General features: G+C 74.9%; 22 protein-coding genes and 1 riboswitch. Of the genes, 10 read left to right on the top strand and 12 right to left on the bottom strand.

The window, feature by feature from the left end; all coding sequences use genetic code 11:
* Positions 1-208: 208 nt before the first annotated feature.
* Positions 209-4,201, bottom strand: coding sequence for an AAA domain-containing protein (locus tag ACFVHB_RS27255; protein ID WP_380327480.1), 3,993 nt, complete (start codon positions 4,199-4,201; stop codon positions 209-211).
* A 324-nt stretch (positions 4,202-4,525) separates the two neighbouring features.
* Positions 4,526-4,668, top strand: a riboswitch (SAM riboswitch).
* Between the two features lie 199 nt (positions 4,669-4,867).
* Here ACFVHB_RS27255 and ACFVHB_RS27260 point away from each other — a divergent pair.
* On the top strand, positions 4,868-5,581 hold the full coding sequence (locus ACFVHB_RS27260; RefSeq protein WP_380327482.1) for an IclR family transcriptional regulator: 714 nt from the start codon (positions 4,868-4,870) through the stop codon (positions 5,579-5,581).
* 116 nt (positions 5,582-5,697) lie between these two features.
* Here the strand turns inward: ACFVHB_RS27260 and ACFVHB_RS27265 are convergent, their stop codons facing one another.
* Entirely contained in the window at positions 5,698-6,372 is a 675-nt protein-coding gene (locus ACFVHB_RS27265) for a GNAT family N-acetyltransferase (protein ID WP_380327484.1), read from the bottom strand.
* A 146-nt stretch (positions 6,373-6,518) separates the two neighbouring features.
* Complete coding sequence (locus ACFVHB_RS27270; protein WP_380327486.1) at positions 6,519-6,995, bottom strand: flavin reductase family protein; 477 nt, start codon at positions 6,993-6,995, stop codon at positions 6,519-6,521.
* Positions 6,996-7,305: 310 nt separating this feature from the next.
* Between ACFVHB_RS27270 and ACFVHB_RS27275 the strand changes: the two genes are divergently transcribed.
* Together ACFVHB_RS27275 and ACFVHB_RS27280 are read left to right on the top strand one after the other, a co-directional pair.
* On the top strand, positions 7,306-7,791 hold the full coding sequence (locus tag ACFVHB_RS27275; protein WP_380327488.1) for a DUF4231 domain-containing protein: 486 nt from the start codon (positions 7,306-7,308) through the stop codon (positions 7,789-7,791).
* Positions 7,792-7,924: 133 nt separating this feature from the next.
* Positions 7,925-8,575, top strand: coding sequence for a hypothetical protein (locus tag ACFVHB_RS27280; RefSeq protein WP_380327490.1), 651 nt, complete (start codon positions 7,925-7,927; stop codon positions 8,573-8,575).
* Here ACFVHB_RS27280 and ACFVHB_RS27285 read toward each other — a convergent pair.
* Positions 8,529-9,119, bottom strand: coding sequence for a hypothetical protein (locus ACFVHB_RS27285; RefSeq protein WP_380327492.1), 591 nt, complete (start codon positions 9,117-9,119; stop codon positions 8,529-8,531). The two genes, ACFVHB_RS27280 and ACFVHB_RS27285, sit on opposite strands and share 47 nt — an antisense overlap.
* 301 nt (positions 9,120-9,420) lie before the next feature.
* Between ACFVHB_RS27285 and ACFVHB_RS27290 the strand changes: the two genes are divergently transcribed.
* Positions 9,421-10,119 (top strand): hypothetical protein, encoded by a 699-nt coding sequence (locus ACFVHB_RS27290; protein ID WP_380327494.1) that lies wholly within the window; start codon positions 9,421-9,423, stop codon positions 10,117-10,119.
* A 96-nt stretch (positions 10,120-10,215) separates the two neighbouring features.
* Here ACFVHB_RS27290 and ACFVHB_RS27295 read toward each other — a convergent pair whose 3' ends face one another.
* The 4 genes from ACFVHB_RS27295 to ACFVHB_RS27310 form a co-directional block, all read right to left on the bottom strand.
* The gene (locus ACFVHB_RS27295; RefSeq protein ID WP_380327496.1) at positions 10,216-11,604 is read right to left on the bottom strand and encodes a glutamate decarboxylase; all 1,389 of its coding nucleotides are present in this window, start codon (positions 11,602-11,604) and stop codon (positions 10,216-10,218) included.
* Between the two features lie 201 nt (positions 11,605-11,805).
* Positions 11,806-12,600, bottom strand: a complete 795-nt coding sequence (locus ACFVHB_RS27300) for a hypothetical protein (protein ID WP_380327498.1) — start codon at positions 12,598-12,600, stop codon at positions 11,806-11,808.
* A gap of 92 nt (positions 12,601-12,692) precedes the next feature.
* Positions 12,693-13,190: a potassium channel family protein gene (locus ACFVHB_RS27305; RefSeq protein ID WP_380327500.1), complete on the bottom strand. Its 498-nt coding sequence runs from the start codon at positions 13,188-13,190 to the stop codon at positions 12,693-12,695.
* Between the two features lie 92 nt (positions 13,191-13,282).
* Positions 13,283-14,212 carry a hypothetical protein gene (locus ACFVHB_RS27310; RefSeq protein WP_380327502.1) on the bottom strand — a complete coding sequence of 310 codons (930 nt, stop codon included), beginning with the start codon at positions 14,210-14,212 and terminating at the stop codon, positions 13,283-13,285.
* 513 nt (positions 14,213-14,725) lie between these two features.
* Between ACFVHB_RS27310 and ACFVHB_RS27315 the strand changes: the two genes are divergently transcribed.
* From ACFVHB_RS27315 to ACFVHB_RS27325, 3 genes are all read left to right on the top strand, one after another.
* Entirely contained in the window at positions 14,726-15,466 is a 741-nt protein-coding gene (locus tag ACFVHB_RS27315) for a leucine-rich repeat domain-containing protein (protein WP_380327504.1), read from the top strand.
* A gap of 210 nt (positions 15,467-15,676) precedes the next feature.
* On the top strand, positions 15,677-16,909 hold the full coding sequence (gene thrS, locus ACFVHB_RS27320; protein WP_380327506.1) for a threonine--tRNA ligase: 1,233 nt from the start codon (positions 15,677-15,679) through the stop codon (positions 16,907-16,909).
* A 271-nt stretch (positions 16,910-17,180) separates the two neighbouring features.
* On the top strand, positions 17,181-17,489 hold the full coding sequence (locus ACFVHB_RS27325; protein WP_380327508.1) for a hypothetical protein: 309 nt from the start codon (positions 17,181-17,183) through the stop codon (positions 17,487-17,489).
* 71 nt (positions 17,490-17,560) lie between these two features.
* Here ACFVHB_RS27325 and ACFVHB_RS27330 read toward each other — a convergent pair whose 3' ends face one another.
* On the bottom strand, positions 17,561-17,968 hold the full coding sequence (locus tag ACFVHB_RS27330) for a VOC family protein (RefSeq protein ID WP_380327510.1): 408 nt from the start codon (positions 17,966-17,968) through the stop codon (positions 17,561-17,563).
* A gap of 88 nt (positions 17,969-18,056) precedes the next feature.
* Between ACFVHB_RS27330 and ACFVHB_RS27335 the strand changes: the two genes are divergently transcribed.
* The gene (locus ACFVHB_RS27335) at positions 18,057-18,584 is read left to right on the top strand and encodes a MarR family winged helix-turn-helix transcriptional regulator (RefSeq protein WP_380327512.1); all 528 of its coding nucleotides are present in this window, start codon (positions 18,057-18,059) and stop codon (positions 18,582-18,584) included.
* A gap of 86 nt (positions 18,585-18,670) precedes the next feature.
* Here the strand turns inward: ACFVHB_RS27335 and ACFVHB_RS27340 are convergent, their stop codons facing one another.
* Entirely contained in the window at positions 18,671-19,306 is a 636-nt protein-coding gene (locus ACFVHB_RS27340; RefSeq protein ID WP_380327514.1) for a C40 family peptidase, read from the bottom strand.
* Positions 19,307-19,497: 191 nt separating this feature from the next.
* Between ACFVHB_RS27340 and ACFVHB_RS27345 the strand changes: the two genes are divergently transcribed.
* Entirely contained in the window at positions 19,498-19,968 is a 471-nt protein-coding gene (locus ACFVHB_RS27345; RefSeq protein WP_380327516.1) for a RidA family protein, read from the top strand.
* Here the strand turns inward: ACFVHB_RS27345 and ACFVHB_RS27350 are convergent.
* Together ACFVHB_RS27350 and ACFVHB_RS27355 are read right to left on the bottom strand one after the other, a co-directional pair.
* Positions 19,932-20,420: an SRPBCC family protein gene (locus tag ACFVHB_RS27350; protein WP_380327518.1), complete on the bottom strand. Its 489-nt coding sequence runs from the start codon at positions 20,418-20,420 to the stop codon at positions 19,932-19,934. The two genes, ACFVHB_RS27345 and ACFVHB_RS27350, sit on opposite strands and share 37 nt — an antisense overlap.
* A 17-nt stretch (positions 20,421-20,437) precedes the next feature.
* Positions 20,438-20,911 (bottom strand): ArsR/SmtB family transcription factor, encoded by a 474-nt coding sequence (locus ACFVHB_RS27355; protein ID WP_380327519.1) that lies wholly within the window; start codon positions 20,909-20,911, stop codon positions 20,438-20,440.
* A 356-nt stretch (positions 20,912-21,267) separates the two neighbouring features.
* Between ACFVHB_RS27355 and ACFVHB_RS27360 the strand changes: the two genes are divergently transcribed.
* Complete coding sequence (locus tag ACFVHB_RS27360) at positions 21,268-22,761, top strand: class I adenylate-forming enzyme family protein (protein WP_380327520.1); 1,494 nt, start codon at positions 21,268-21,270, stop codon at positions 22,759-22,761.
* Positions 22,762-22,816 lie beyond the last annotated feature (55 nt).

A 22,816-nucleotide genomic window follows, 5' to 3' on the forward strand; every position in this document is an offset into this window, starting at 1 on the left:
CCGATGGTACTGCAGGGGGGACCCTGTGGGAGAGTAGGACGCCGCCGAACAATCATTCACAGAGAACCCCCACCCGGATCCCGGGTGGGGGTTCTCTGCATTTGCCGGTCGATTTGCCGGCCACCCCCGGCCTCGCGCCGATGGACCGGACGGCCGCCGGCGACTGACCGTCGCCGGCGGGCTCGCCGACGTGCGTGCCCGGCCCGCTTCAGGCCTCCTCGGCAGCCGACGGTCCGCCGCCCGGGCGCCAGGCTTCGCGGTCGCGGAGGTGGTCGAACTCCTCCACGGCGGCGGCGAGGACGTCGAAGTGGGGGAGCGGCGCCCACAGGCTGCGTTCACCGACGACGTACAGGCGGCGTTTGGCACGACTGGCGGCGACGTTGAGCAGGTGCGGGGTGCGGGCGGCCCAGTCGCGGGCGCCGGGCCGGGCACCGCCGAGGACGAGGATGACGACGTCGGCCTCCTTGCCCTGGGCCCGGTGGACGGTGGCGCAGCGTTCGTCGAGGACCTCGAAGGTCCAGCCGGGGCGGTTGCCGCAGATCTTCTGGCACTCGGCGACCAGGGCGCGGAAGGGGGTGATGATCCGCAGCCGGGTGAGGTCGACGCCGTGCTGGTCGAGCCGGTCGAGGACGAACTCGAAGGCGCGGCGGTCGCGCTCGCCCCAGGGGGCGTCGGGTGGCCGGGTGGGGTCGTCGGTGTTGAGCCAGCGGCTCGGCAGCAGGCCGTCGCGCTCGTCGTCGGGGAAGGGTTTGCCCGGGGTGCCGTAGACCATGAGGCCGCCGTAGGCGACCTCGTTGCTGATGGTGAACATCGGTTCTTCGCAGCGGCGGTGGACGCGCAGGGGCGAGCCGACCCAGACCTGTTCGTCGTCCCCGTCGGGGGCGGGCAGGTAGGTGCCGTAGCGGTTGGTGCGGTCGGCGACGGCCTGGGCGGAGGTGGCCGAGGGCAGCCACTGTTCGTCGACGCCGTAGGCGCGCAGCAGCCGGCGTTGCAGCGCGGTGGGCATGGTGACGACGGGTTCGAGCTGGAGGGGGTCGCCGACGAGCACGGCGCGGCGGGCGCGCCACAGGGCGCCGACGGCGGCCTGCGGGGTGGCCTGGCCGGCTTCGTCGACGAGGACCCAGCCGATGCTGCCCCGGCCGAGGCGGGCGAACATGCTGCCGATGGAGGAGAAGGTGGTGGAGACGACCGGGACCAGGAGGAAGAGGGTCTGCCAGGCGCGCTCGACCTCCTCGTCGGGGATCGGCCCGTTGGTGTTCGTCATCAGCTCCATGAGGACCTGGAGGTTTCCGTGGACCTTCTTGGCGGCTCCGGCGACGAGGGCGCGGTGCAGGTCGAGGGCGCGCAGGAAGAGGTCACTGCGGGCGGTCGCCCAGGCCTCGTCGGACCAGGGCGAGCCGAGTTCCTGGTCGCGCTCGTCGACGTGGAGCCAGCCGAGCGGCAGCGAGGGCAGCGTAGTCGCGGCCTCCCGCAGCCGGCGGTGGCGGGCGTCGAGGTCGGCGATGGCGGTGTCGAGGTCGCGCCGGGCCGCCGCGGCGGCGGTGCGGGCGCCCGAGAGGTCGGCGGCGGCCGCGTTCTGCCGGGCGAGGGCGGCCTGTTCGCGGGTCCGGGCGATGGCGAGTGCGTCGGCGGCGTCGGCGACCGCGCTGCCGGCGTCGGCGTGGCGGTCGGTGGCCAGGGCCTCGGAGTGGACGGCGGTGGCGACCTGCTCCACGGCGTCGTCGAGGGCGCGGCGTTGCTGGACGAGCAGGTGCATGATCTCGGCCTGGGTGCGTTCGCGGTGCTGCTCGGCGGCCTGCCGGTCGGCGGTGCTCTGCAGCAGCCGGCGCAGCCCGCCGCGCACACCGCGTTCGACGGCCGGGGGCGCGTCGTAGCGGGCGGTCAGTGCGTCCACGTACTCGCGGTGGTGCGCGGCCCGTTCGCGCGCACCGGACAGTCGTGCGCGGGCGGTCGCCAGCTCCTGACGGGCCGCGGGAACCCGCTCGCCGGCCGCCCGGTGGCCGGCCTCGGCCGTCGCGGTGGCAGCACGGGCGGCGGCGACGGCAGCGTCGGCCGCATCGAGGCGGGCCGCGGACGCGCCCACCCGTGCGTCGGCCCGCTCGATCGCGGCCTCCAGATCGGTGATCCGCAGGGCGGCCTGCGGGGACTCGACGGCCTCCAGCGCGGCGGCCAGGCGGGTGCGTTGCGCGCGCAGGCGCTCCACCTCGGCCTCGGCGGTGCGGAACGCGGCGACGGCCTCGCGCCACGACGGCACGGGCCGGGCGGGAGCGGCGGCCGGGACGGTGCCGGCACCAGCGGCCGGGCGGCGTCCGCGGGGCCCCGGCGGGTTCGGTGGCACCCAGTCGCCGAGGATCGACTTCATGCCGCGCAGCGGCGGCAGCCCGGCGGCGGTGCGGGCGTCGGTCTCCCGCTCCGGCAGGCGGCCCCACCAGAACCGCTCGCTGAACTCCCGGCGGTTGGCCTTGTTGCCGAGTACGGCCGCCACCAGGCCCCAGGCCGGCGCCCCGCCGAGCAGGGCGGAGGCGAGATCGGAGAAGTGGTCCGGGCCGCCCTGCCAGTGCTCGCCGAGTGCGTCCAGGCCCGGCAGTTCGGCGGTGATGTTCTCCACCGCGCCGTTGTTGGAGGAGGTGACCACGATCTCGAACCCGGTCAGCCGCGGGTCCAGCCGGACGACGTAGCGCCGGTGCCTGCCCTGCCGGTCGAGGCCCTGCCACGCGCGGCCGGTGAACGCCTGCCCCGGCCGGTCGAAGGAGGCCATGACGGCCGCCCGTTCGACCACCAGGGCGGCCACCAGGTCGCGCAGCATCGTGGTCTTGCCCGTGCCCGGCGGACCGTTCACCGAGAACATCCCGCCCTCGGTGCCGGTGCGGTCGGCGAGCATGCGGTCCACCGCGAACTGCTGGCTCAGCGCGAGCGGGAAGCGCGCGGGTGAGGGCCACCGGCCGGCCGGCACCAGAGCCGGGGCCACCCCGGCCAGGACGGCCTCGCGCGCCTGCCGCACGTCGGTGCGTGCCCCCACGTCGACCGAGTCCCGCTCGGTCAGGTAGGCGTCCAGCGCCGGCCCGAGCCCTTCGCCGGCCGCCGCCCGCACCCGGGCCAGGTCGGGTGGAAGAAGGCTGTTCAGGAACGGCGCGGCGACGGTGGCCTTCGCCCGCGGGTCACGCGGACGGTGGACCAGCCGGCTGCGCACGCGGATCACCCGCGGCCTCAGGTGCGCCTCGACCCCGCACAGGTCCGCGATCTGTGCGGTCAGCGCGACCAGGTCGGCGAGACCCACTGCCCGCGGACCCGCATCGTCCGCCCCGTCGGGCGGACCCGCGTCCGGGGTCGCAGGCGCGGCGGCGTGCCCGGAGCCGGCCGGGCGGCCGTCCTCCGGGCCGTCCGGCTCATCCGGGTCCTCTGCGTGCTCCGCGGCGGGACGGCGGGCAGCGGCCCAGTCGGCGGCGCGCCGTACGAGCGGTTCCGCGGCGCCCTGCCATGCGGCGCCGGCGACCTCGCCGAACAGCGCCCCCACCGCGCCCACGGCCGCGCCGCCCAGGATCTCGGCCAGCAGCTGCCGCCAGGCGGAGGCCCGGGACGCGGACGCGGGATCCGCCGCAGCTTGCGGGTGGGACGGCTGCCCGGGCACCGGTCCCGAGCCGGGGGAGTAGGGGATGCGGACGGCGGTCAGCTTGTCGATCGCGTTGCCGAACGCGTCGTTCAGGTCCTCGAAGCCGTCCAGCCACCCCGGCACGGACGGCCCGGGATCGAAGAGCCGACCGGTTGCCCACCCGCACGCGGAGATCACCGACGTGTCCTCCACCGGCCGGCCCTCATCGTCCAGGACCAGGGCGAACATGGCGCTCTGCCCCGACAGCACCAGCTCCGCCTGCGGCACCCCGGGGTCGGGGTCGGTCCCCTCGGGCAGCACCGTGATCATCGCCTGGCGCAGCAGCTCCAGGTCGAAGACGCCGCCGTACACCTCGTGGCGCCACATCTTGCCGTAGGGAGCCCGGCGCTTCGCCGTCGCCGGGTGGTCCGGATGCCACGGCAACGGCAGGCGCTCCTGGCCCGGTTGTGGGTCCAGGTCCACGACGTACTCGTCCGCGGGCCCGGAGCGCGCGGCACGGCGCCGGCGCGGCAGCGAGGGGATGCCCGGAGGGCTGAACAGCTCGATCGCCCGCCAGCACTCCAGCACGGCCTCCCGGTGACGGTCCCGCACGTGTCCGTTCCGCACTCATTGCCCCCGTGTCGAATGCGCGGCACGCGGCCGCTTCGTGTGCCGATCAGCTGCCCGCAGAATCTACCGGACGCCGGCCCCCGGGCCGAGTGGGCTGATCACCGCCCTGTCGAGGCGTCAGGGACCCTGGCCTGTCGGCATATCGGAGGCGGAGTGGCCTCCTCCTCCCGGAGCTGCCCGGCAGCACGGCAGCCACGGCCCGGTGGAGCCGACGGGCGGTGCGCCGGCACGGAGGGCACGAAGCACCCGGGCGTGAAGGCGGGGAGGTTTGGCGGGGCGGCCGGGGAATCTTGTATGGTTCCTCGCGAATCATCCAGAGGGGTGGAGGGACCGGCCCTACGAAGCCCCGGCAACTCCCCGGTCGACCCGGCGTGCGAAGTACGCGCCGTGCCGCCCGGGATCAGTGCCAACTCCGGCCTGTCGCCAACGTGGCGCGGGAAAGATGAGGAGACACGGTGCTCTCTGTGCTGTCCTTCGCCCGGGCGCTTCCCGCCCCGGCCCTTCCGCGTACCCGTCTCGTGCCCGGCGCAGGCAATCGGCCGACTTCTCCGGCCCGTCCTCGCTGACCGCCCCCGCTCCCCGCGCGGGAGCCCCCCCTGGGCGGACCCCCCCGCCGCTCACGGGATTTCGAGACTGGAGTACCCATCCATGGACATCACGAGCGGCGTCGGCGTGCTCGACAAGGCCACCTCGATCCTCGGCACCCTGGAGGCCGGGCCGACCACCCTGGCCGGACTCGTCGCCGCCACCGGCTTGGCGCGGCCCACCGCCCACCGGCTCGCGGTCGCGCTGGAACACCACCGCCTGGTCAGCCGGGACCTGCAGGGCCGGTTCGTGCTCGGCCCCCGGCTCGCCGAGCTCTCGGCGGCCGCCGGCGAGGACCGGCTGCTGGCCGCCGCCGGTTCGGTCCTCACCCACCTGCGGGACGTCACCGGGGAGAGCGCGCAGCTCTACCGCCGCCAGGGCGAGGTCCGCATCTGCGTGGCCGCCGCCGAGCGGCTCTCCGGACTTCGCGACACCGTCCCCGTCGGCGTCACCCTCCCCATGAAGGCCGGCTCCGCCGCCCAGATCCTGCTCGCCTGGGAGGAGCCCGAGCGCCTCCACCGCGGTCTCCAGGGCGCCCGTTTCACCGCCACCGCCCTGAGCGGCGTACGGCGCCGCGGCTGGGCGCAGTCCGTCGGTGAACGCGAGCCGGGGGTGGTCTCCGTGTCCGCGCCCGTCCGCGGCCCGTCCAACCGGGTGGTGGCCGCGGTCTCCGTCTCCGGTCCGGTCGAACGCCTCTCGCGCCACCCCGGCGCGCACGTCTCCCAGGTCGTCGTCGAGGCGGGACACCGCCTCACCGAAGCCCTCCGCCACTCCTGAACGGCCCGCGGCGCTTCCTGACGCCGCCGCGCCGCCGCCGGGGGCGCCGGCGGCGGGCGGGTCAGTCGAGCTCGTTCTTGTGGACGACACCACCCTTGACGATGAGGCAGTGGACGCTAGCGCGGGGCTGCGCGTGCCGCCTCGGGGAGGGCGGCCGCCGGGGCTCCGGGGTGGCGGGGGCCGAGCAGGACGACCACGCCGTCGGGGTGCGGTGCCGGGCGGGTGACCGGGCGCCAGCCGTGCCGCAGGTAGAAGTCGAGCGGCCCGCCGGCGGCGGCCGTGGTGAACAGCCAGAGCCGGCCGCGGGGCGCTGCCGCGCTCACCGCGTTCAGCAGGGCCGTTCCCAGGCCCTGGCCGGCGTGGTCGGGGTGGACCGCCAGTTCGTCGATCTTCAGGGCACCGCCCAGCAGGTCGCGGGTGCCGCGCTCGCCGAGGCCCTCGGTGGCGTGGCGGTAGGAGCCTTCGGAGGGGAAGGGCTCCGGCGTGGTCCAGGCGGTGGCGAATCCGACGAGACGACCGTCGGCGCGGCGGGCGGCGGCCGCGGTGAACCCCGGTCGGTCGGCGTCCCGGCCCAGTCGGTCCAGGAACTCGTCGGCCAGGTGGGCGGGTTCGTTCCACGGCGGTCGGCCGAAGGCCTGCGCGTACACGTCGCGGACGTCGGCGGCCCGGCCGAGCAGCGCGGTCCGGTCCACCCGGCGCACGTCGACGGCGGTGGTACGACGCGCGCCGTGGCCGGCGACGGAGTCGTCGCGGGACGACTCGATGCCCGGCGCCCCCGGTGATCCCGTCATCGGCCCCAGCTCCCCCTTTTTGCTTATGGAATGCAGCTGCATCATATAAGCAATAAGCCTGCGCCTGGGAGTTCTTGACCGAAAGCGGGGGAACGTGAAAGGGCGCGGGGGCGGCGCCGTGCGGGTGTACCCGGCCCGGGCGGGAATCAGGCGGGGTGGCCTGCCTCGATGTCGGAGACGTCCCGGTAGGACAGCACCGACGCGCCGGTGGGCGGGGCACTGACGGCCACCGGCGCCAGCAGCAGGCCGGTGTGGTCGCCCCAGTCCGCGCAGTCGATGACGCGGCCCACGAACCAGGCCGGCGCGTCCGCGAGGACCGGCACGCCGTAGGGCCCGTGGTACCACTCCACGCGGGCGAACTTGTCGGTGTCGTCGCCGCTCCGCCCGCCGAACAGTTCGGCCAGCCCCTGCCCGTGCGGCAGCAGGTGGACGCCCAGCGCGTCGGCCGCCAGGGCGGCGTCGTACGTGTGGTTCGCCTTGGAGATCCACACCACGAACCGCGGAGGGTGGATGGAGCACTGCCCCGCGAACCCGACCAGGCACCCCGCCGGCGGTGGACCGGGAGCGGTCACCACGTAGACCGGCTGGTCCAGCAGATCCGTGAACGCGTCGAACTCGCCCATGTCCTCAGCCTAGGGTCATGCCGCGGCGGGCGCCGACCGAGGCCGGGCGGCCGCCCCGTTCCGCCTGCGGGCCCTGCGGAGCGCGGAGCGGCCGTGCGGCCCGCCGGTGGCCGCCGGTGACCCGGGAGGGGTTCGCGGGTCGGCCGGATCAGGGCCGAGGCCGAGGGTGCGGAGCCGTCCGCACGCGGGCCGGTCCGCCCGGGACCGCCGGACGGCAGGAAGCCGACGGTCCGTCCACGGACGTGCGGTGTGAGAGCCTACGGTGGGGAGTCGCAGGTGTGCCGCGAGCGGCGGAGGAAGCGGGGGAGACATGGGATCTGGCGGGCTCGTGGGCGTCGGGCTGGCCCCGGCGGACACCGCTGGGCACCTCCTGGAGAAGATCCGGGAGGGCAACGGGTACGCCCGAACGAGGAAGAAGCGTTTCCGCCGCGCCTCGTCGGCGTTGAAGGTGCTGACACTCTCGCTGTCCGCCGCCTCGACGATCATTCTCGGCCTGCAGGACCTGGACTTCTGGGCCGGCCTGGGCTTCGCCCTCGTCGCACTGGTCACCCTGCTGGGGGCCGTTGAGTCGTTCTTCAACTGGCGATCGCGCTGGGTTCTGATGGAGGAGACCCAGTACCGGTTCCAGCGCCTCGCCGATGACCTCGAGTACCTGATCGCCTCAACACCGGCCGGTGAGCTCACGCACGACCGGCTCCGGCCGTTCTTCGACGAGTACCAGGGTGTGTGGGCGCACCTCAGCGAGCGGTGGCTGCAGGAGCGTCGCGCGCTGAGCGCTTCCGCCGAGAGCCGGTGAGCCGTCAGGTGCTCGGGGGGCAACCCGGCGGTCGTCGGGGTCACCCCCGGCCGGGGTGTCGGTCGGGTGCGGCTCGTGCCGCCGTGCTCCCGCGGAGGCCGCGGGTGGGCGCCCGTTCTGGGAGCATGCCCCCATGGACACCGAGACGCATGCCCCCATGGACACCGAGACGGTCGTACGCACCCGCCGGGCCCTGCACGCGGTGGCCGAGCTGATCCTGGCCGGGCCGCAGTACCGGGACAGCGGCACGATCCGGCTGCGCGCCTGCGCGGGCGGCTTCGCCACCTCCGTCGAGCCGCGGTTGCGGGTGGTCGGCGCGGAGCTGGTGGCGCCCGGGCAGGTGCTGTCCCTCGAACGGACGACCTGCGCGGCGCTCGGCGCGGCACTCGGGATCACGGTCGGCGCTCCCGCCGGGCTGTACCGGGACGGCTCGGGCGCCGCCGGCGACCACCCGGTCGAGGCGGACCCGTCCGCCGCCGGCTGGCTCGCACACTGCTTCGCGCTCGGCGACGCCGCGCTGCGCGGACTGTTCCCGGACGTGGATCCGGTGATCTGGCCCGAGCACTTCGACATCGGAGTGACCGCGGACGGGGTGAACTACGGCGTCTCGCCCGGTGACGCGTTCCGGCAGGAGCCGTACGCCTACGTCGGCCCGCACACCCCGCGGCAGGGCGAGTTCTGGAACGCGCCGTTCGGTGCCGCCCGGACGATCCGCGAGCTCGGCGGCGTCAGCGGCATCACGGCCTTCCTGGAGCGGGGCCGCCGGCTGGCCCACGGCGCCTGACGGGCCCCGGGCGCACCGAGGACCGCGCGCTTCCCGACGGCGTCCGCTCCTGGGGCGGCACCGGCCCCACGACCTGGGCGGCTTCGGCCTGACGGGCGTCGAGGATGTCCGCCTGGCGCTCGGCCCGGGCCTCCAGGCGCCGCAGCCGCGAGTCGAGCAGGTCGTCGGAGGTCGCGGCGCGCAGTGCCCGCCAGAGCGCGAGTTTGCCCTGGACGCCCGAGCGCATGGCCTCCACCTCCAGCAGGTCGCTCAGCGGCGACCGGCGGACCAGCCGTCCGTTGAGCTTCAGCCGGCCGGCCTTCTCGGCGGCGGCACCCAGCAGCATCCGGTGCCACCGCGGCCGTGCGCCGAAGGAGCGCATCAGGTCGACGAGCTCGTCGCGGTCCTCGGCGATCTCCCGGGCCAGCCGCCACAGGTCGGGCGCGGCCGGGCCGTCGGCGTGCTCCCGGGCGATCCGGCGCGCGAGGGCGGCACCCCCGTACGAGCCCGCCAGGTGGTCGTTGAGGTAGTGGGCGAGCAGGCGCTCGCCGTCGTGCTCCGTCATGGTGGTACCCCTTCGCGGTGCGGGGCCGCCGGTCGGGCGGCCGGGGCGGTCGGTCGCAGCAGGACCTCCGTCCCTCCGTCGTCGCGGTGGCCGGAGCGGCGGTGACCCCGCGGGCGTCGACGAGCGGCGGCTCGTGCGAGACCGGGTAGGACGGCTCCGCCTCGCGGCTGCCCAGCGGGACCGGACGGAAACGACGCCGCGCGGCCTCGCGGGCCGCCGACCGGCCGGCGCCGCGACACGCGGCGTGTCCGGCCGAGCGGGTCACCCGGCGTGCCCGGGTCGGGGAGGTCACAATGCGGAAATGGGACCAAGCCCCGGCCCGGCCGGTCCGCCGCCGGCGACACCCGATCGGGCCGCCGTGCGCGGCGAGCACTGGTGGCCGGTGGCGGTGGCGATCGCGACCGCCGCGCTGCTCCACGTGGCGCTTCCCGCGGCCTACCGGCTGGACCCGGTCTGGGTGGTTCCGGTGGTCCTGATGACGCTGCTGGCGGCGCTGATCATGGGTGACCCGGGGCGGATCGACCGTCGGAAGACCTGGCTGAGGGTGGTCACCGAGGCGTTGATCGCCTTCCTCACCGCCGCGAACCTGTACGCGGGGGTCCGCCTGGTGGCGGACATCCTGACGAACGACAAGGTGTTCGCCGACAACGCCACCGGCCTGCTGGCGACCGGGGGAGTGACGTGGGCGACGAACGTGATCGCCTTCGCGCTCTGGTACTGGGACCTGGACCGCGGCGGCGCCGCCGCCCGCGCCCACCGGCCCTTCGCGAACCCGGCGTTCGTGTTCCCCGAGATGCAGCCCACGGCCTACGCACCCGCCGGCTGGGTGCCGGAGTTCACCGACTACCTGGCGCTGGCCTTCTGGACGGCGACCGCGGTCAGTCCCACCGACGTCTCCGCGATCAAGAGGTGGGCCAAGCTGCTGATGATGGTGGAGGCCGCGGCCTCCCTCATCGTGGCCACCCTGGTGATCGCCCGCGCGATCAACATCCTGCAGTGAAGCCCCACGGCCCGGTGAGCCGCCACCCCAGCCCCCAGCCCCCAGCCCCCGGCCCCGGGTCGCGGGCGGTGCCCGGGGGCCGGGGGCCCGGGCGGGTCAGTGGTGGAAGCCGACGCGGTCCGCGTCGCGCGGGCGGCCTTCGTCGAGGTGCTTGATCACCCGGCGCATGTCGTCGGCGAGGAGCTCGATCTCGTCCCGGTCGACCCCGTGGCGGACCAGGACGCGCTGGATGACGGTCTCCTCGCGGTCGGGCGGCAACGGGTAGGAGGGCACCTGCCAGCCGCGCATGCGGAGCTGGTCGGAGAGGTCGTACAGGCTCCAGCCGACCGAGGCGGGGTCGGTGAGGGTGTACGAGACGGCGGGCAGGGCGCCCGCGCCGTCGTAGAGCAGGGTGAAGGGGCCCATGTCGGCGATCTGCCGGGCGAGGTGCTGGGCGGTGTCGGCGCAGGCCTGGTAGACCCGGCGGTACCCCTCGCGGCCCAGGCGCAGGAACATGAAGTACTGGGTGACGACCTGGCCGCCGGGGCGGGAGAAGTTCAGGGCGAGGGTCGGCATGTCGCCGCCGAGGTAGGAGACGTGGAAGACCAGGTCCTCGGGCAGCGCGTCCTGGTCGCGCCACAGCGCCCACCCGACGCCGAGCGGAGCCATGCCGTACTTGTGGCCCGAGGCGTTGATCGAGGCGACCCGCGGCAGCCGGAAGTCCCAGACCAGGTCGCGGTGGAGGAACGGCGCGATGAATCCGCCGGAGGCGGCGTCGACGTGCAGCGGGACGTCGAGGCCGGACTCCACCTGCATCCGGTCGAGCTCCGCGGCGATCTCCGCGACCGGTTCGTAGGTGCAGGTGTAGGTGACGCCGAGGATCGCGACGACGCCGATGGTGTTCTCGTCGACGTACTCGCGCAGCTGGTGCGGTTGCAGCCCGGTCGCCCCGGGTTCCACCGGCACCTGGCGCAGCTCGACGTCGAAGTAGCGGGCGAACTTCTCCCAGCAGACCTGTACCGGCCCGCACACCAGGTTCGGCCGGTCGGTCGGCTTGCCGGCGGCGCGGCGCCGGTCCCGCCAGCGCCACTTCAGGGCGAGGCCGCAGAGCATGGCCGCCTCGCTGGAGCCGGTGGTGGAGCAGCCGACCGCGTTGGCGTCGCCGGAGCCGGCCGGGGCGTGCCAGAGGTCGGCGAGGATGTTCACGCAGCGGGACTCGATCTCCGCGGTCTGCGGGTACTCGTCCTTGTCGACGATGTTCTTGTCGAGGCACAGGTCCATCAGGCGGCGGACCTCGTCGTCCGCCCAGGTCGTGCAGAAGGTGGCGAGGTTCTGCGCGGCGTTGCCGTCCAGCAGGAGCTCGTTGCGCAGCAGTTGGAACACCACGGCCGGGGGGACGGGGAAGTCGGGTATGGCCCGCTTGGGCAGCGGGTGCTCGCTCAACGGCGAGGCGAAGATGTCGACGGCCGCGTCGGCCGCCGGTTCCTGGGCGTTGTGCAGAGCCACCGGTCACCTCACGTATCGGTTCGGGGGCCGAATCGGATGGTGGATCCGAATCGGGCGATGGACCCGAATCGGACGATACGGCCCTGATCGGGGGCTCGGCACCCGGGCGTGCGCCATCCCGGGAACGGCCGCGCCGGGCGGGGCGCGTCCGCCGCCCAGGGGTCCGCCGCCTACGGGTCCGCCGCCTAGGGGGTCCGCCGCCTACGGGGGAGGAAGGGCGCCGCCCGTCGGCACGGCGGTGTGGTCGCGCGCCTCCTCGGTGCGTTCGGGCAGCAGCAGGACGGCGCCGACGAGGAAGCAGACCGCGCCGATCAGGGTCGTCGTGTCGGCTTCCGTGGCGTTGCGGACCTGGCCGGTGACCGGGTTGACGTACCCCGCCACGGCGGAGACGCCGAAGGCGACGGAGCCGACCAGGTTGGCCAGCGTGATCCACCACGACCAGGCCGTCGGCCGCCAGGCCGCCCAGCCGTGACAGGTCTCGTACCAGGCGAGGAGGCTGGAGACGAGGAAGCAGACCGAGCCGATCGCGTCGGGTCGCCAGACGTGCTGGTGGGCGGTGGCCGCGGACAGGTGGCCGGCCATGGCGACGGCCGTGCTGACGTTGAAGTACAGGGTGCCGACCAGCTGGATCGCGGTGGCCCACCAGTCGATCCGCCGTGGCTGGCGGACGAGGAACCGCCGGTGCGCGGGGTTGTCCGCCGGTGGGGCGGCGTCGACCGCCTCGCGGTAGCAGAGGAACGACGCCGCGGTGAAGAACAGCGACCCGACGAAGTAGGTGACGGTGTCCCACCGTGCGCCGACCGCCTCGGTGTAGCCGGGCACCGACCCGACGGCGAACAGCAGCGACCCGACGGCGAACAGCACCGCGATCCACCAGCCGCGGGCGGCGGGAGCCCACCAGGTCGAGTCGCCGGCGGGCTGCTGGTGCTTGCGGTGGCGCCGCGACTCCCAGCGGACCACGACGCCGTCCGGGAGCACGTGGTCGACGAACGTCACCGGGGCACCGGTGGGCCGGCGGCCCCCGTGCCGCCCGGGTGCCCCGTGCCGCCGGGGTGCCGGCGGTTCCGTCCCGCTCGGCCCGGTCGCCGTCATCGTCCTTCGCCTCCGTCCCGGGTGCCGCTCCGGTCGGCCCTGCGCTGCCGGCCGCGGTGGACCGCCCCCACGATGAGCTTGACGGCCAGGCCGAGGACCACCAGGTCGGCGAGCATCTGGACGGTGACCACCAGCCGGGCCGTGTCGCTCTTGGCGGTGATGTCGCCGAACCCGACGGTGGAGAACACGGTGACGGTGAAGTACAGCCCGTCGGTGTGGGACAGCGGCCCGCCGAAGCTGTTCCGCGACAGTGCCGCCAGCCCGACGTAGGTGGAGGCGAACAGCAGCAGGAAGAACGGGACGCTGGTGGCCAGCGCCTCGGCGGCCCGCAGCCCGGGGTGCCGGGAGCGGATGATCGAGCGGACCTGGACGGCCACCAGGGCGACGAATCCCGCGAGCCCGACGAGGAGCATCGAGACGGTGACCTGCGTGGACGAGTGGTCCAGGGGCAGCACGTAGTACAGGGCGACCAGCGCGATGACCGTGCCGGCCACCCGGATCACGGTCCAGATGACCCTGCGGGCCGAGGGCCGGCCTTCCGCCGGGCCCGGGGGCGGATCCTCGGGCGCCGTGCCGCCGCCGGGCATCATGACGCCCGCCTCAGCCGGGTGAGCGCGGCCCGGACGGACATGCCGCGGTCGTGCCACATCATGCCCGTGGCCGCGCCCAGGATGATCACCACTCCGATCGCGATGAAGAGCGCCATGAGGGCGAACACGACCCCGATCGGCCCGTACTCCCTGTCGTAGCCGGTGATCATGCCGGAGAACATGGAGTGGAAGACGACCAGCATCCCGGTCCAGTACAGACCGGTGGCGACCGCGCACGGCACCAGCCGGCGCCAGGCGATCCGCCCGCCCAGCAGGAACCACATCGTGAACCACCAGAAGCCGATGAACGCCGGGACGTTGAGGAGCCACCACAGGACCGGTGCGCCCGCGGAGAGCCACTTCCCCACGGCGGTGCCCAGGGCGGCCCAGCCCACGACCAGGGCCAGCCAGAGCAGCGACCGCAGCCGGTCCCGCGGCCCCAGCGGACGCAGCTCGAACATCTGCTGGTACAGCCTCTGGAGCGAGCCGGCGGTGGCGAGACCGCCCAGGAGGAAGAAGACCCACGACATGCCGGTGACCGCCCCGGACGTGACCACGGAGGAGGCGAACAGGTCACCGACGTCGGCGGCGGCCTCGTGGCTCAGTCCCAGCCGCAGCGTCAGCGCCGACACCGCCGACCGCCCGGCGAGGGCGGAGGTGATGAGGACGAACGGGATCGCGCACAGGAGCAGCGTGGCGGCCAGCTGCATGGCGTGGGTGATGAGGTCGAACGCGTCCAGCCGGTGCCGCAGGTACTCGGCCCACGACCCCGCGTACTTCGCCCTGCCCCACGCGGTCGCCCGCCGGGTGCGCCCGGCCTCGTGCTCGGGGGCCCGCCGGCCCGGCGGTCGGCCCTCCGCCGCGCCGCGGGACCGCGCCGCGTGCTCGCCCCGAGGCCTGCCCGGTGCCCTGTCCCTCGCCCGCATGACGCATCCTCCAGGAGCTGATCACCCCGGTCGGCTGGGACCCTCACGCGGCACCGGCGCGCGTGCCCGGGGGCCGCGGTCCCGTATCCACCGTCGCACGGAGGCCCCGGCCGTGTCAGGGCGAGCCGACCCGCGCGGCGTCGACGGCTGCGCCGCGTGCCGGGGGCCGGAGGGGACACGGGACGTGGTCCGCTCGTCGCGGGCCGCGGTGGCGCCGGAACGCCACCCGAAGGGGTGCCATCCGCAGCGCACCTCACTCAGCGTGACTGGCCCGCCCGGGCGCCGCGGGGGACACGGCGTTCTGACCACCTCGCCGCCGCCCGGCCGTGCCGGTGTGGGGTCGTGCCGCTGCCGGGGTCGTGTCGCTGCCCGGGCCGTGCCGTTGTCCGGGCCGTGCCGGTGCCGGCGGGGCACGGAACGCCCGCCACTCCGGCGGCGGGCCGCGGCACGGGCGTCGCGCCCCGGCGGCCCCGGCAACGGACCGGCCCCGACGGCCGGGGACGACGCGGGAGAATGGCCCGCGTGACGGACACCATCCTCAACCTCTGGCGGCAGCCGCTCGGCACCGTGCCCGAAGGCGTCTGGGAGCGCACCGAGCTGACGGTGCTGATCCTCGCGGAGACCGGCCTGAGCGAACTGCCGCCCGGGATCGGGGGTTTGCAGCGGTTGCGGACCCTCGACCTCGGGCACAACGCGCTCACCGCCGTGCCGGAGGAGCTCGGCGAGCTCACCGGGCTCGCCGGATTCCTCTACCTGCACGACAACGCGCTCACCCGGCTGCCGGAGACGCTCGGCCGGCTCACCGCGCTGCGCTACCTCAACGTCGGCGAGAACCACCTCACCGAACTCCCGGAAACCCTCGGCGAGATGGCCGCCCTGGTCGAACTCCGGGCGCAGCACAACCGGCTCACCGCGCTGCCGGACTCGCTCGGCCGACTCGGCGGGCTGCGCGAACTCTGGTTGCGCGGGAACCGGTTGACGGCGCTGCCGCCGTCCGTGGCGGAGCTCGCCGAACTGCGCGAGCTGGAGCTCCGGGAGAACGCCCTCGCCGAAGTCCCGCCGCAGCTCGCCGGACTGCCGCTGCTGCGCCGCCTGGACCTGCGCGGCAACCGGATCGCCACCCTCCCCGAGTGGCTGGCCGAGCCGGCCGCGCTGCCGGCGTTGGAGAAGCTCGACCTGCGCTGGAACGAGGCGACCCCCTCAGCCCGGCTGCTCGACGCGCTCTCCGGGCGCGGTTGCGAGGTCCTGTACTGAGGGCCGGCCGCGGGGAAAAGTGATCGCCGCGCGCGCCGCCGCCCTGCTACGGTGGGCGGCATGAAGCGCGCCGCAGCCGTCCAGACGACGACGCCGGAGAGAGTCCCGGCGCGCTGACTGCTGACCAAGTCCGAAGCCCCGGGGCGAGTGCCCCGGGGCTTCGTCGTACCGGTGGACCACTCGCCCGCAGATCCTGAGTGGAGAACCGCCGTGAACGACCACCGCCGCCTCGGCCGCGAGCTCGACCTGTTCGACACCGACCCGCTGATGGGCGCCGGCCTGCCGTACTGGCTGCCCGACGGCGCCGCCGTCCGGCACGCCCTGGAGGAGTTCATCCGCGGTCGCGAGCGCCGGGCCGGCTACCGGCACGTGTACTCGCCGGTGCTCGGCAAACGCGAGCTGTACGAGATCTCCGGCCACTGGTCGCACTACCGCGACGACATGTTCCCGCCGATGGACCTCGGCTCCGAGCAGGTCGTGCTGCGGCCCAGCCTCTGTCCGCACCACGCCCTGATCTACCGCTCGCGCGCCCGTAGCTACCGGGAACTCCCGCTGCGGATGGCCGAGTTGGGCGGCATGTACCGGTCCGAACTGTCCGGGGTGCTGGGCGGGCTCACCCGGGTGCGGGCGATCCAGCTGAACGACGCGCACGTCTTCTGCACCCCCGAGCAGGCCGCCGACGAGGCGGTGGCCGCGCTGGAGCTGATCCGCGAGGCGCACCGGGCGCTCGGCGTCCGTCCGGTCCGCTACCGGCTCTCGCTGCCCGGCGAGGGCGGCAAGTACGTGGCGGACCCGCTGCTCTGGGAGCGGGCCACCGGACTGCTGACCGAGGTGCTGGAGCGCTCCGGGGTGCCGTTCGAGGCGGCGGAGGGCGAGGCCGCGTTCTACGGGCCGAAGATCGACGTCCAGATCGCCGACGCCGCCGGGCGCGAGTCCACCCTGTCCACCGTGCAGATCGACTTCCACCAGCCGGAGCGGTTCGGTCTGCACTACATCGGCGCGGACGGCGCCAAGCACCGGCCGGTGATGGTCCACCGCAGCGTCATCGGCAGTGTCGAGCGGGTGGTCGCCCACCTGATCGAGCTGTACGGCGGCGCCTTCCCGGCCTGGCTCGCGCCCACCCAGCTCGTCCTGCTGCCGGTCTCCGAGGAGGAGGTGCCGCAGGCCGAGCGGCTCCGGCGGCGCTGCCTCGACCTCGGGCTGCGGGCCGAGGTGGCCGGGCCGGAGCGCGGCAGCCTGGGGGCCCGGATCAGGGAGGCCCGGCTGGTGCCGTACCAGGCGGTGATCGGCCCCAGGGAGGCGGTGGACGAGCGGGTGGCGCTGCGGCTGCGGGACGGACGCCGGCTCGATCCGCTGCCGGCCGAGGAGGCGCTGGCCCGGATCGGCGCCCTGGTGGCGGCGTGCGGCACCGAGCTGTGGGAGGCGGCGGACGCCCGGGCGTGAGGGGCGTTGCCGGGCCGGGTGTGAGCGGCGGCACCGGCCGCCGTGTGTGCGGAGGCCGGCGGCCGGGCGCGAGGGGGGGACCGACGGTCGGGCGTGAGGGGGCGTGAGGGGGGCCGACGGCCGGCGGGCAGGCGCCGGGGGGCGCCAAGTCGTACACGTACGACTAGCGGGGTGTGCGGTGTGTCGGCCCGCCGGGCCGGTGCGCCCGCCGTTCGAATGGGCGCGGCGGTCCGCCCACGACCGCCGCGCCCCCCGATTGGAGGTTCCCCTCGTGCGTTCCACTCCCGTCCGGCTCTCCCGGTGGCTCGCCGCCCCCGCGGCGGCGGTCTGCCTCGCCCTGAGCGGTGCGGCCGTCGCCGCCCCGGCGTCGTCCGCCCCGGCCTCACCCGCCGCGCTGCGGCCGCTGCCCGTCCCGGACACCCGCTACTGCGCGGCGGTGGTCGGCCACGTCCCCGGTGCCGACGGACGTGGCCCGCTGCTGGGGCACGGCTGCTCCACCGACTCCCGGGTCGACGCCCCCGCCCACGCGGACGGCGCGGCGAACCGGCCGGCCGACCGCCGGCTGCTCCTGGCGGAGTAGCGGGAAGGCGTGGTTCCGGCCGGCTCCCCGAGCGGGCCTCGCGCACGCCCGGAGAGCCGGCGGACGGCCGGTCAGTAGGACTGGAGCTCGATCAGGCGGCCTTCGGGGTCGCGGAGGTGGGCGCTGCGCAGGTTCGGCCCCCACTCGGGGCGGTCGGTGGCGACGGCGGCGAGGGAGCCGCCGTTGCGCAGGCAGAGCGAGAGGGCCTCGTCCACGTTGTCCACCCGGAACACCAGCATGGCGGTGTCCTGGACGGCCGGCGGCTCGGCGGGGAGTCCGGCGGTGCCCAGGGTGACGGCCATCAGCGCCCGGTCGTACAGCGCCAGCAGGGCCTGGTCGGCGACGTCCCAGTTGGCGTACGGACCCTCGGGCGAGCCCTTGACCAGGGTGGCGCCGGTCAGCGGCGGCAGGATCGCGCGGTAGAACTCGAAGCACTCGGCGAAGCGGGAGACGAGCAGGCGGTTGTACAGGGCGTCCACGACGGGCTCCTGGGGTCGGGCGGCGCACGGCGCACGGAATAATTAGTGGGTCTCCACCCACTATAGGACTGCACCTTAGACTTCTGCCATGACTTCCGAGAGCGCAGAGAGCGGTGCGGGTGCCGCGAGCGTCGGGTCCACGGCGGCCGGGCGTGCGACGGCCGGGCCCGGTGAGCGGTCCACCCCGCCGACCCTGCTGGACCTGACCACCTACCTGCTCTCGCGGACGGGCAAGACCGCCCGCGGCCGGCTGGCCGACCGGTTGGCGCGGCGCGGACTGCGGCTCTGGGACATGGCGGTGCTCGCCGCACTGGCCGACTTCGGGCCGCACGCGCAGCGCGACCTGGTGCGCCGGCTCGGCGTGGACGCCAGCGACATGGCCAAGGTCGCCGACCAGCTGGCCGCCGCGGGGTACGTCGAGCGGACCCGTGACACCGCCGACCGCCGGCGCGTCCTGGTCAGCATCACCGCGGACGGCCGGACCGCCCTGGCCGAGCTCGATGCCGAGGCCCGCGCCGTCCAGGACGCGATCCTCGCGCCGCTCGACGCCGAGGAGCGCCGCACCCTCCACGGGCTGCTGAGCCGCGTTCACCAGGGGCTGCCGGGCACGCCCTGAGCCGGGCACGCCCTGAGCCGGGCACGCCCCGGGCCACGGGAGACGAGGCCGCGCGGGGAGCGGTCGGCGCGGGCGGGCCGGAGCGCTCAGGCGAGCGGCTGGGGCCGGCGGGCGCCGGCGAACTCGCCGCCCCAGTGCGGGTCGTCGAACACGTCCGGGAGGCGGGCGACGAGCGTGCCGGTGTGCTGGGCGTGGATCATCGCGCCGTCGCCGACGTAGACGCCGACGTGGTGCAGCGGGGCGTCCGGGCGGGAGAAGAACAGCAGGTCGCCCGGGAGGAGGGCGGCGCGGTCCACCGGCGCGGACCGGTGGTACTGCGCGACGGTGTAGTGGGCGAGCTCCACCGCGCCGCCGCTCGCCCGGTACCAGCAGTAGAGCGAGAGCCCGCTGCAGTCGAAGCCGACCGTGCTCTCGCCGAGGCACTGGCCGTCCAGGTAGCCGTTCTCCTCGTCGCAGAAACCGAGGCCCGGGCCGAGCCGGTCGCCGCCACCCCACGCGTACGGCACTCCGAGCTGCTCGGCCGCCACCTCGGCGGCCGCGAGGCCCCAGGCGGCGGGACCGCCGGAGCGGCGGCCGGTGGCGCGGACGGGAGCGGGAGCGGGGGAGGGAGCGGGGGCGGCCGAGGCCGTCCCGGCGGCGAGGGCGGGACCGGCGCCCGCGGCCAGTGCCAGCCCCAGCAGCCGGCGGCGGCCGACGCTCCGGTCCGAGTGCGGATCTGCCATGGCGAACTCCCTGGTGGACGGCGGGCTACCAGGATCCCGGCCCGGTGGTCCGGACCGCCATCACCCGCAACGGTGAACCGCGCGGAGGACGGCCCGGACGCCGCACGGCGGGCACCGGTAAATGGTTTGACGGGTGCTCAGGGGTCGCCAACGATGAGGCGCACACGACCGTTCGACCTTGGGAGTGCCCCATGAGCAGCGCTGTCCGGCTGATCCGCAACCACCGGCTCACCCAGGCGGTGGACTACGCCTACGGCGCGGCCGTCGACGCCCCCGTCCGCTCGCTCTGGCTGGCCGGCGCCTGCCCGCTCGACGCCGAGGGGCGGACGGTCGCGGTCGGTGACCACGAGGGCCAGGCCCACCAGGTGATGCGGAACCTGATAGCCGTGCTGGAGGGCGAGGGCGCCGCGCTCACCGACCTCGTCCGGACCACGGTGTACGTCGCCTCCGCCGAGCAGAGCGACCTCGTCAAGGTCTGGGAGGTCTACCGCTCGTACCTGGGGAGTCACGACGTCCCCAGCACCCTGTTGGGCGTCTCGGTGCTGGGGTACGCCGACCAGCTGGTCGAGGTCGAGGCGGTCGCCGTGCTCTCCTCAACGGGGCCTGAGGGCGGGCGGGAAGGGGCTCAGTCGGCGGCGAGCAGGGCGTCCAGCTTCGCGTAGCCCTCGACCACGCCGCGTTCCATGCCGCTGGCGATCAGGGCGTCGCGGGCGGCGATCGTGTCGGTCACCGAGAGCCCGGTGATCCGGGTGCGTCCAGCTCCGAGCGGCTCGAAGAGCATGGTCTCGAGGAAGACGCCGTCCGGTTCGCCCTCGTAGGTGAAGGTCTGCACGAGCCGGCTGTTCGGCCGGACCTCGTGGAAGGAGCCGTAGAAGGAGGCGATGGTCGCGCCCTCGGACAGGGCCGAGTAGCGGTAGCGGCCGCCGGTGCGGGCCTCCCAGACGTCGATCTTCATCGTGAGGCCCTCGGGGCCGAGCCACCGGGTGACCAGCTCGGGGTCGGTCCAGGCCCGGAAGACGCGCTCGGGCGGGGCGTCGAACTCGCGCACGATCCGGATGGTGGGCAGGGCCGGGTCCGCGTCGATCCGGGTCTCGTGGTGATGGGTGGAGGTCATGACGGTGCTCCTTGGCTCTACTCGGGAGGATTGCTGCTGGGCGGGGCGCCCTGTTCGGAAGCGGCCACGGTGGACTCGGCGGCCGCGCTGGACGTGGGGGCCTCGGGGGTCTCGGCCGCCGCGGTGACCCGGGCGGATCCGGTGGCCGTGGCGTCGTCCCGGTCGTCCATCGCCGCGAGGACGGCGTCCAGGCGGCGGAACCGGTGCTCGGCCCGCTGCCGGTACCGCTCGATCCAGGTCGTCATCAGATCGAGGGCCTGCGGTTCGAGGTGACAGGGCCGGCGCTGCGCGTCGCGGCTGCGGCTCACGAGCCCCGCCTCCTCCAGCACCTTGAGGTGCTTGGACACGGCCTGCATCGACATGGCGTACGACTCCGCCAGCTCCCCGACGGTGGCGTCGCGCACCGAGAGGCGGGCGACGATGTCGCGCCGCGTCGGATCGGCGAGGGCGACGAACGCCCGGGACAGCTGGTCGACGGCCACGGCGTGCACCCCTGCTCTTCCTCAACCATGTGGTTGAGAACAACGCTACGCCGCTCCGCCCGCTTGTACAACCATTTGGTTGAGAAAGCCGGGGCGGGCGTCGGTCGGCCTGGAGGCCGCCCCCGGCGGGAAGATCCACGAGAATCCTTGACCCCCTAGTTGGTCTATGCCAATCTCTCAGCCAGGTCTGGACCAATACCCCATCGAGAGGTGTTCGGAGCTGACCTGGAGGGGCAACGGGGAGAGTGTCAAGTTCCATGCGCAGAGTTGCCGTTGGCGACATCGAAGACTCCGCGGGGTCGTCCGGGGCAACCGCGCGGCCGCGCGCCGGGGCGGCGGCCCGTCACGGAGCTCGCGGCCACACCGTGCACGGCCTGCTGGACCTGCGGGCGGCGGCGCAGCCCGACCGGACGGCGATCAGCACCGACGACGGGCAGCGGCTGACCTTCGCCCAGTGGCGGGAGCGGTCGACCGCGGTCGCCGTCGCGCTGGTCCGGCGGGGGATCCGCCCCGGTGACCGGGTGGGCCTGCTGTTCGGCCTGCGCGACTGGCCGGACTTCGCCGTCCACTACTGCGCGGTGACCCGGGCCGGCGCCGTCGCCGTGCCGGTCTCGGACCGGCTGCCGGCCGAGGCGGTCGCCTACGTGCTCGGTCACTGCGAGGCGGCCGGTCTGATCGCCGGCCCGGCCGCCGCCGTCCCCGCCGGGCCCTGGTGGACCACCACCGCGGCCGAACTCGCCGTCGAGGCCGAGGCCGAGTCCCTGGCGGTCACCGCGGACGCGGCGGAGGCCGGCCCGCTGCCGCAGGTCGGACCGGACGCGCTCGCCCAACTGCTCTACACCTCCGGTACCACCGGCCGTCCCAAGGGCGTACTGGCCGCCCACGGCAACGTGGTGCACGGCACCCGGCCGGGCGCCCGGCACCGGCCGCTGGCCCACTCCGAGGAGTTCCTGCACTCCTTCGCGGTCGGCACCAACGCCGGCCAGACCATGCTGGTCAACGCCCTGGACGCGCATCCGGCCGCCCTGGTGGCGACCCGCTTCACCCCGGGTCGCTTCGCCCGGCTGATCGAACAGCGCGGGGTCGGCAGCGTCTTCGTGGTCCCGGCGATGGCCGCCGAACTGCTGAACGCCGGGGTGCACACCCGCTTCGACCTCACCTCGGTCCGGCTGCTCGGCTCGACCGCGGCCGCCCTGCCGCCCACCGTGGCCACCGCGCTGACCGAAGCGTTCCCGAACGCCACCGTGGTCAACTACTACACCTCCACCGAAGCCGCGCCCGCGCAGACCGCGATGGTCTACGACCCGGCCCGGCCCACCGCGCTCGGCCTCGCCGCCCGCGGCGGCGTGATGGTGGCCGGGCCCGACGGCCGCCCACTGCCGGCGGGGGACACCGGGGACGTCCACCTGAGGACCCCCGGGGCCCAGCGCGCGTACTACCGTGACGCCGAGGCCGGCGCCGCCGTCTTCCGGACCGGCTGGGTGCGGATGGGCGACGTCGGCTTCCTGGACGAGGACGGCTACCTGCACCTGGTGGACCGCGAGTCCGACGTCATCAAGTCCGGCGCGTTCAAGGTCTCCACGCTCCAGGTCGAGGCCGCCGCGCTGGAGCACCCGGCGGTCGCCGAGGTGGCCGTGGTCGGCCTCCCGCACCCCGTGCTCGGGATGAGCGTGGCGGCGGCCGTCGTCCCGACCTCCGGCGCCGCCTTCGACCCGGCGGACTTCCGCGCCTTCCTCGCCGCCCGGCTCGCCGCACACGAGATCCCCACCCGGATCACCACCCTGGAGGCACTGCCGCGCAACGAGGGCGGCAAGCCGCTCAAGCGCGCCGTGCGTGAACTGCTCGCCGCTCCGGCCTGACCGGGCCGCCGCGCGGCCGGCGGCTCCCCGCCGCCGCTCACCTCCGGGTGCGCCG

It is taken from the genome of Kitasatospora sp. NPDC127111 (assembly GCF_042677465.1).
GTDB lineage: Bacteria > Actinomycetota > Actinomycetes > Streptomycetales > Streptomycetaceae > Kitasatospora.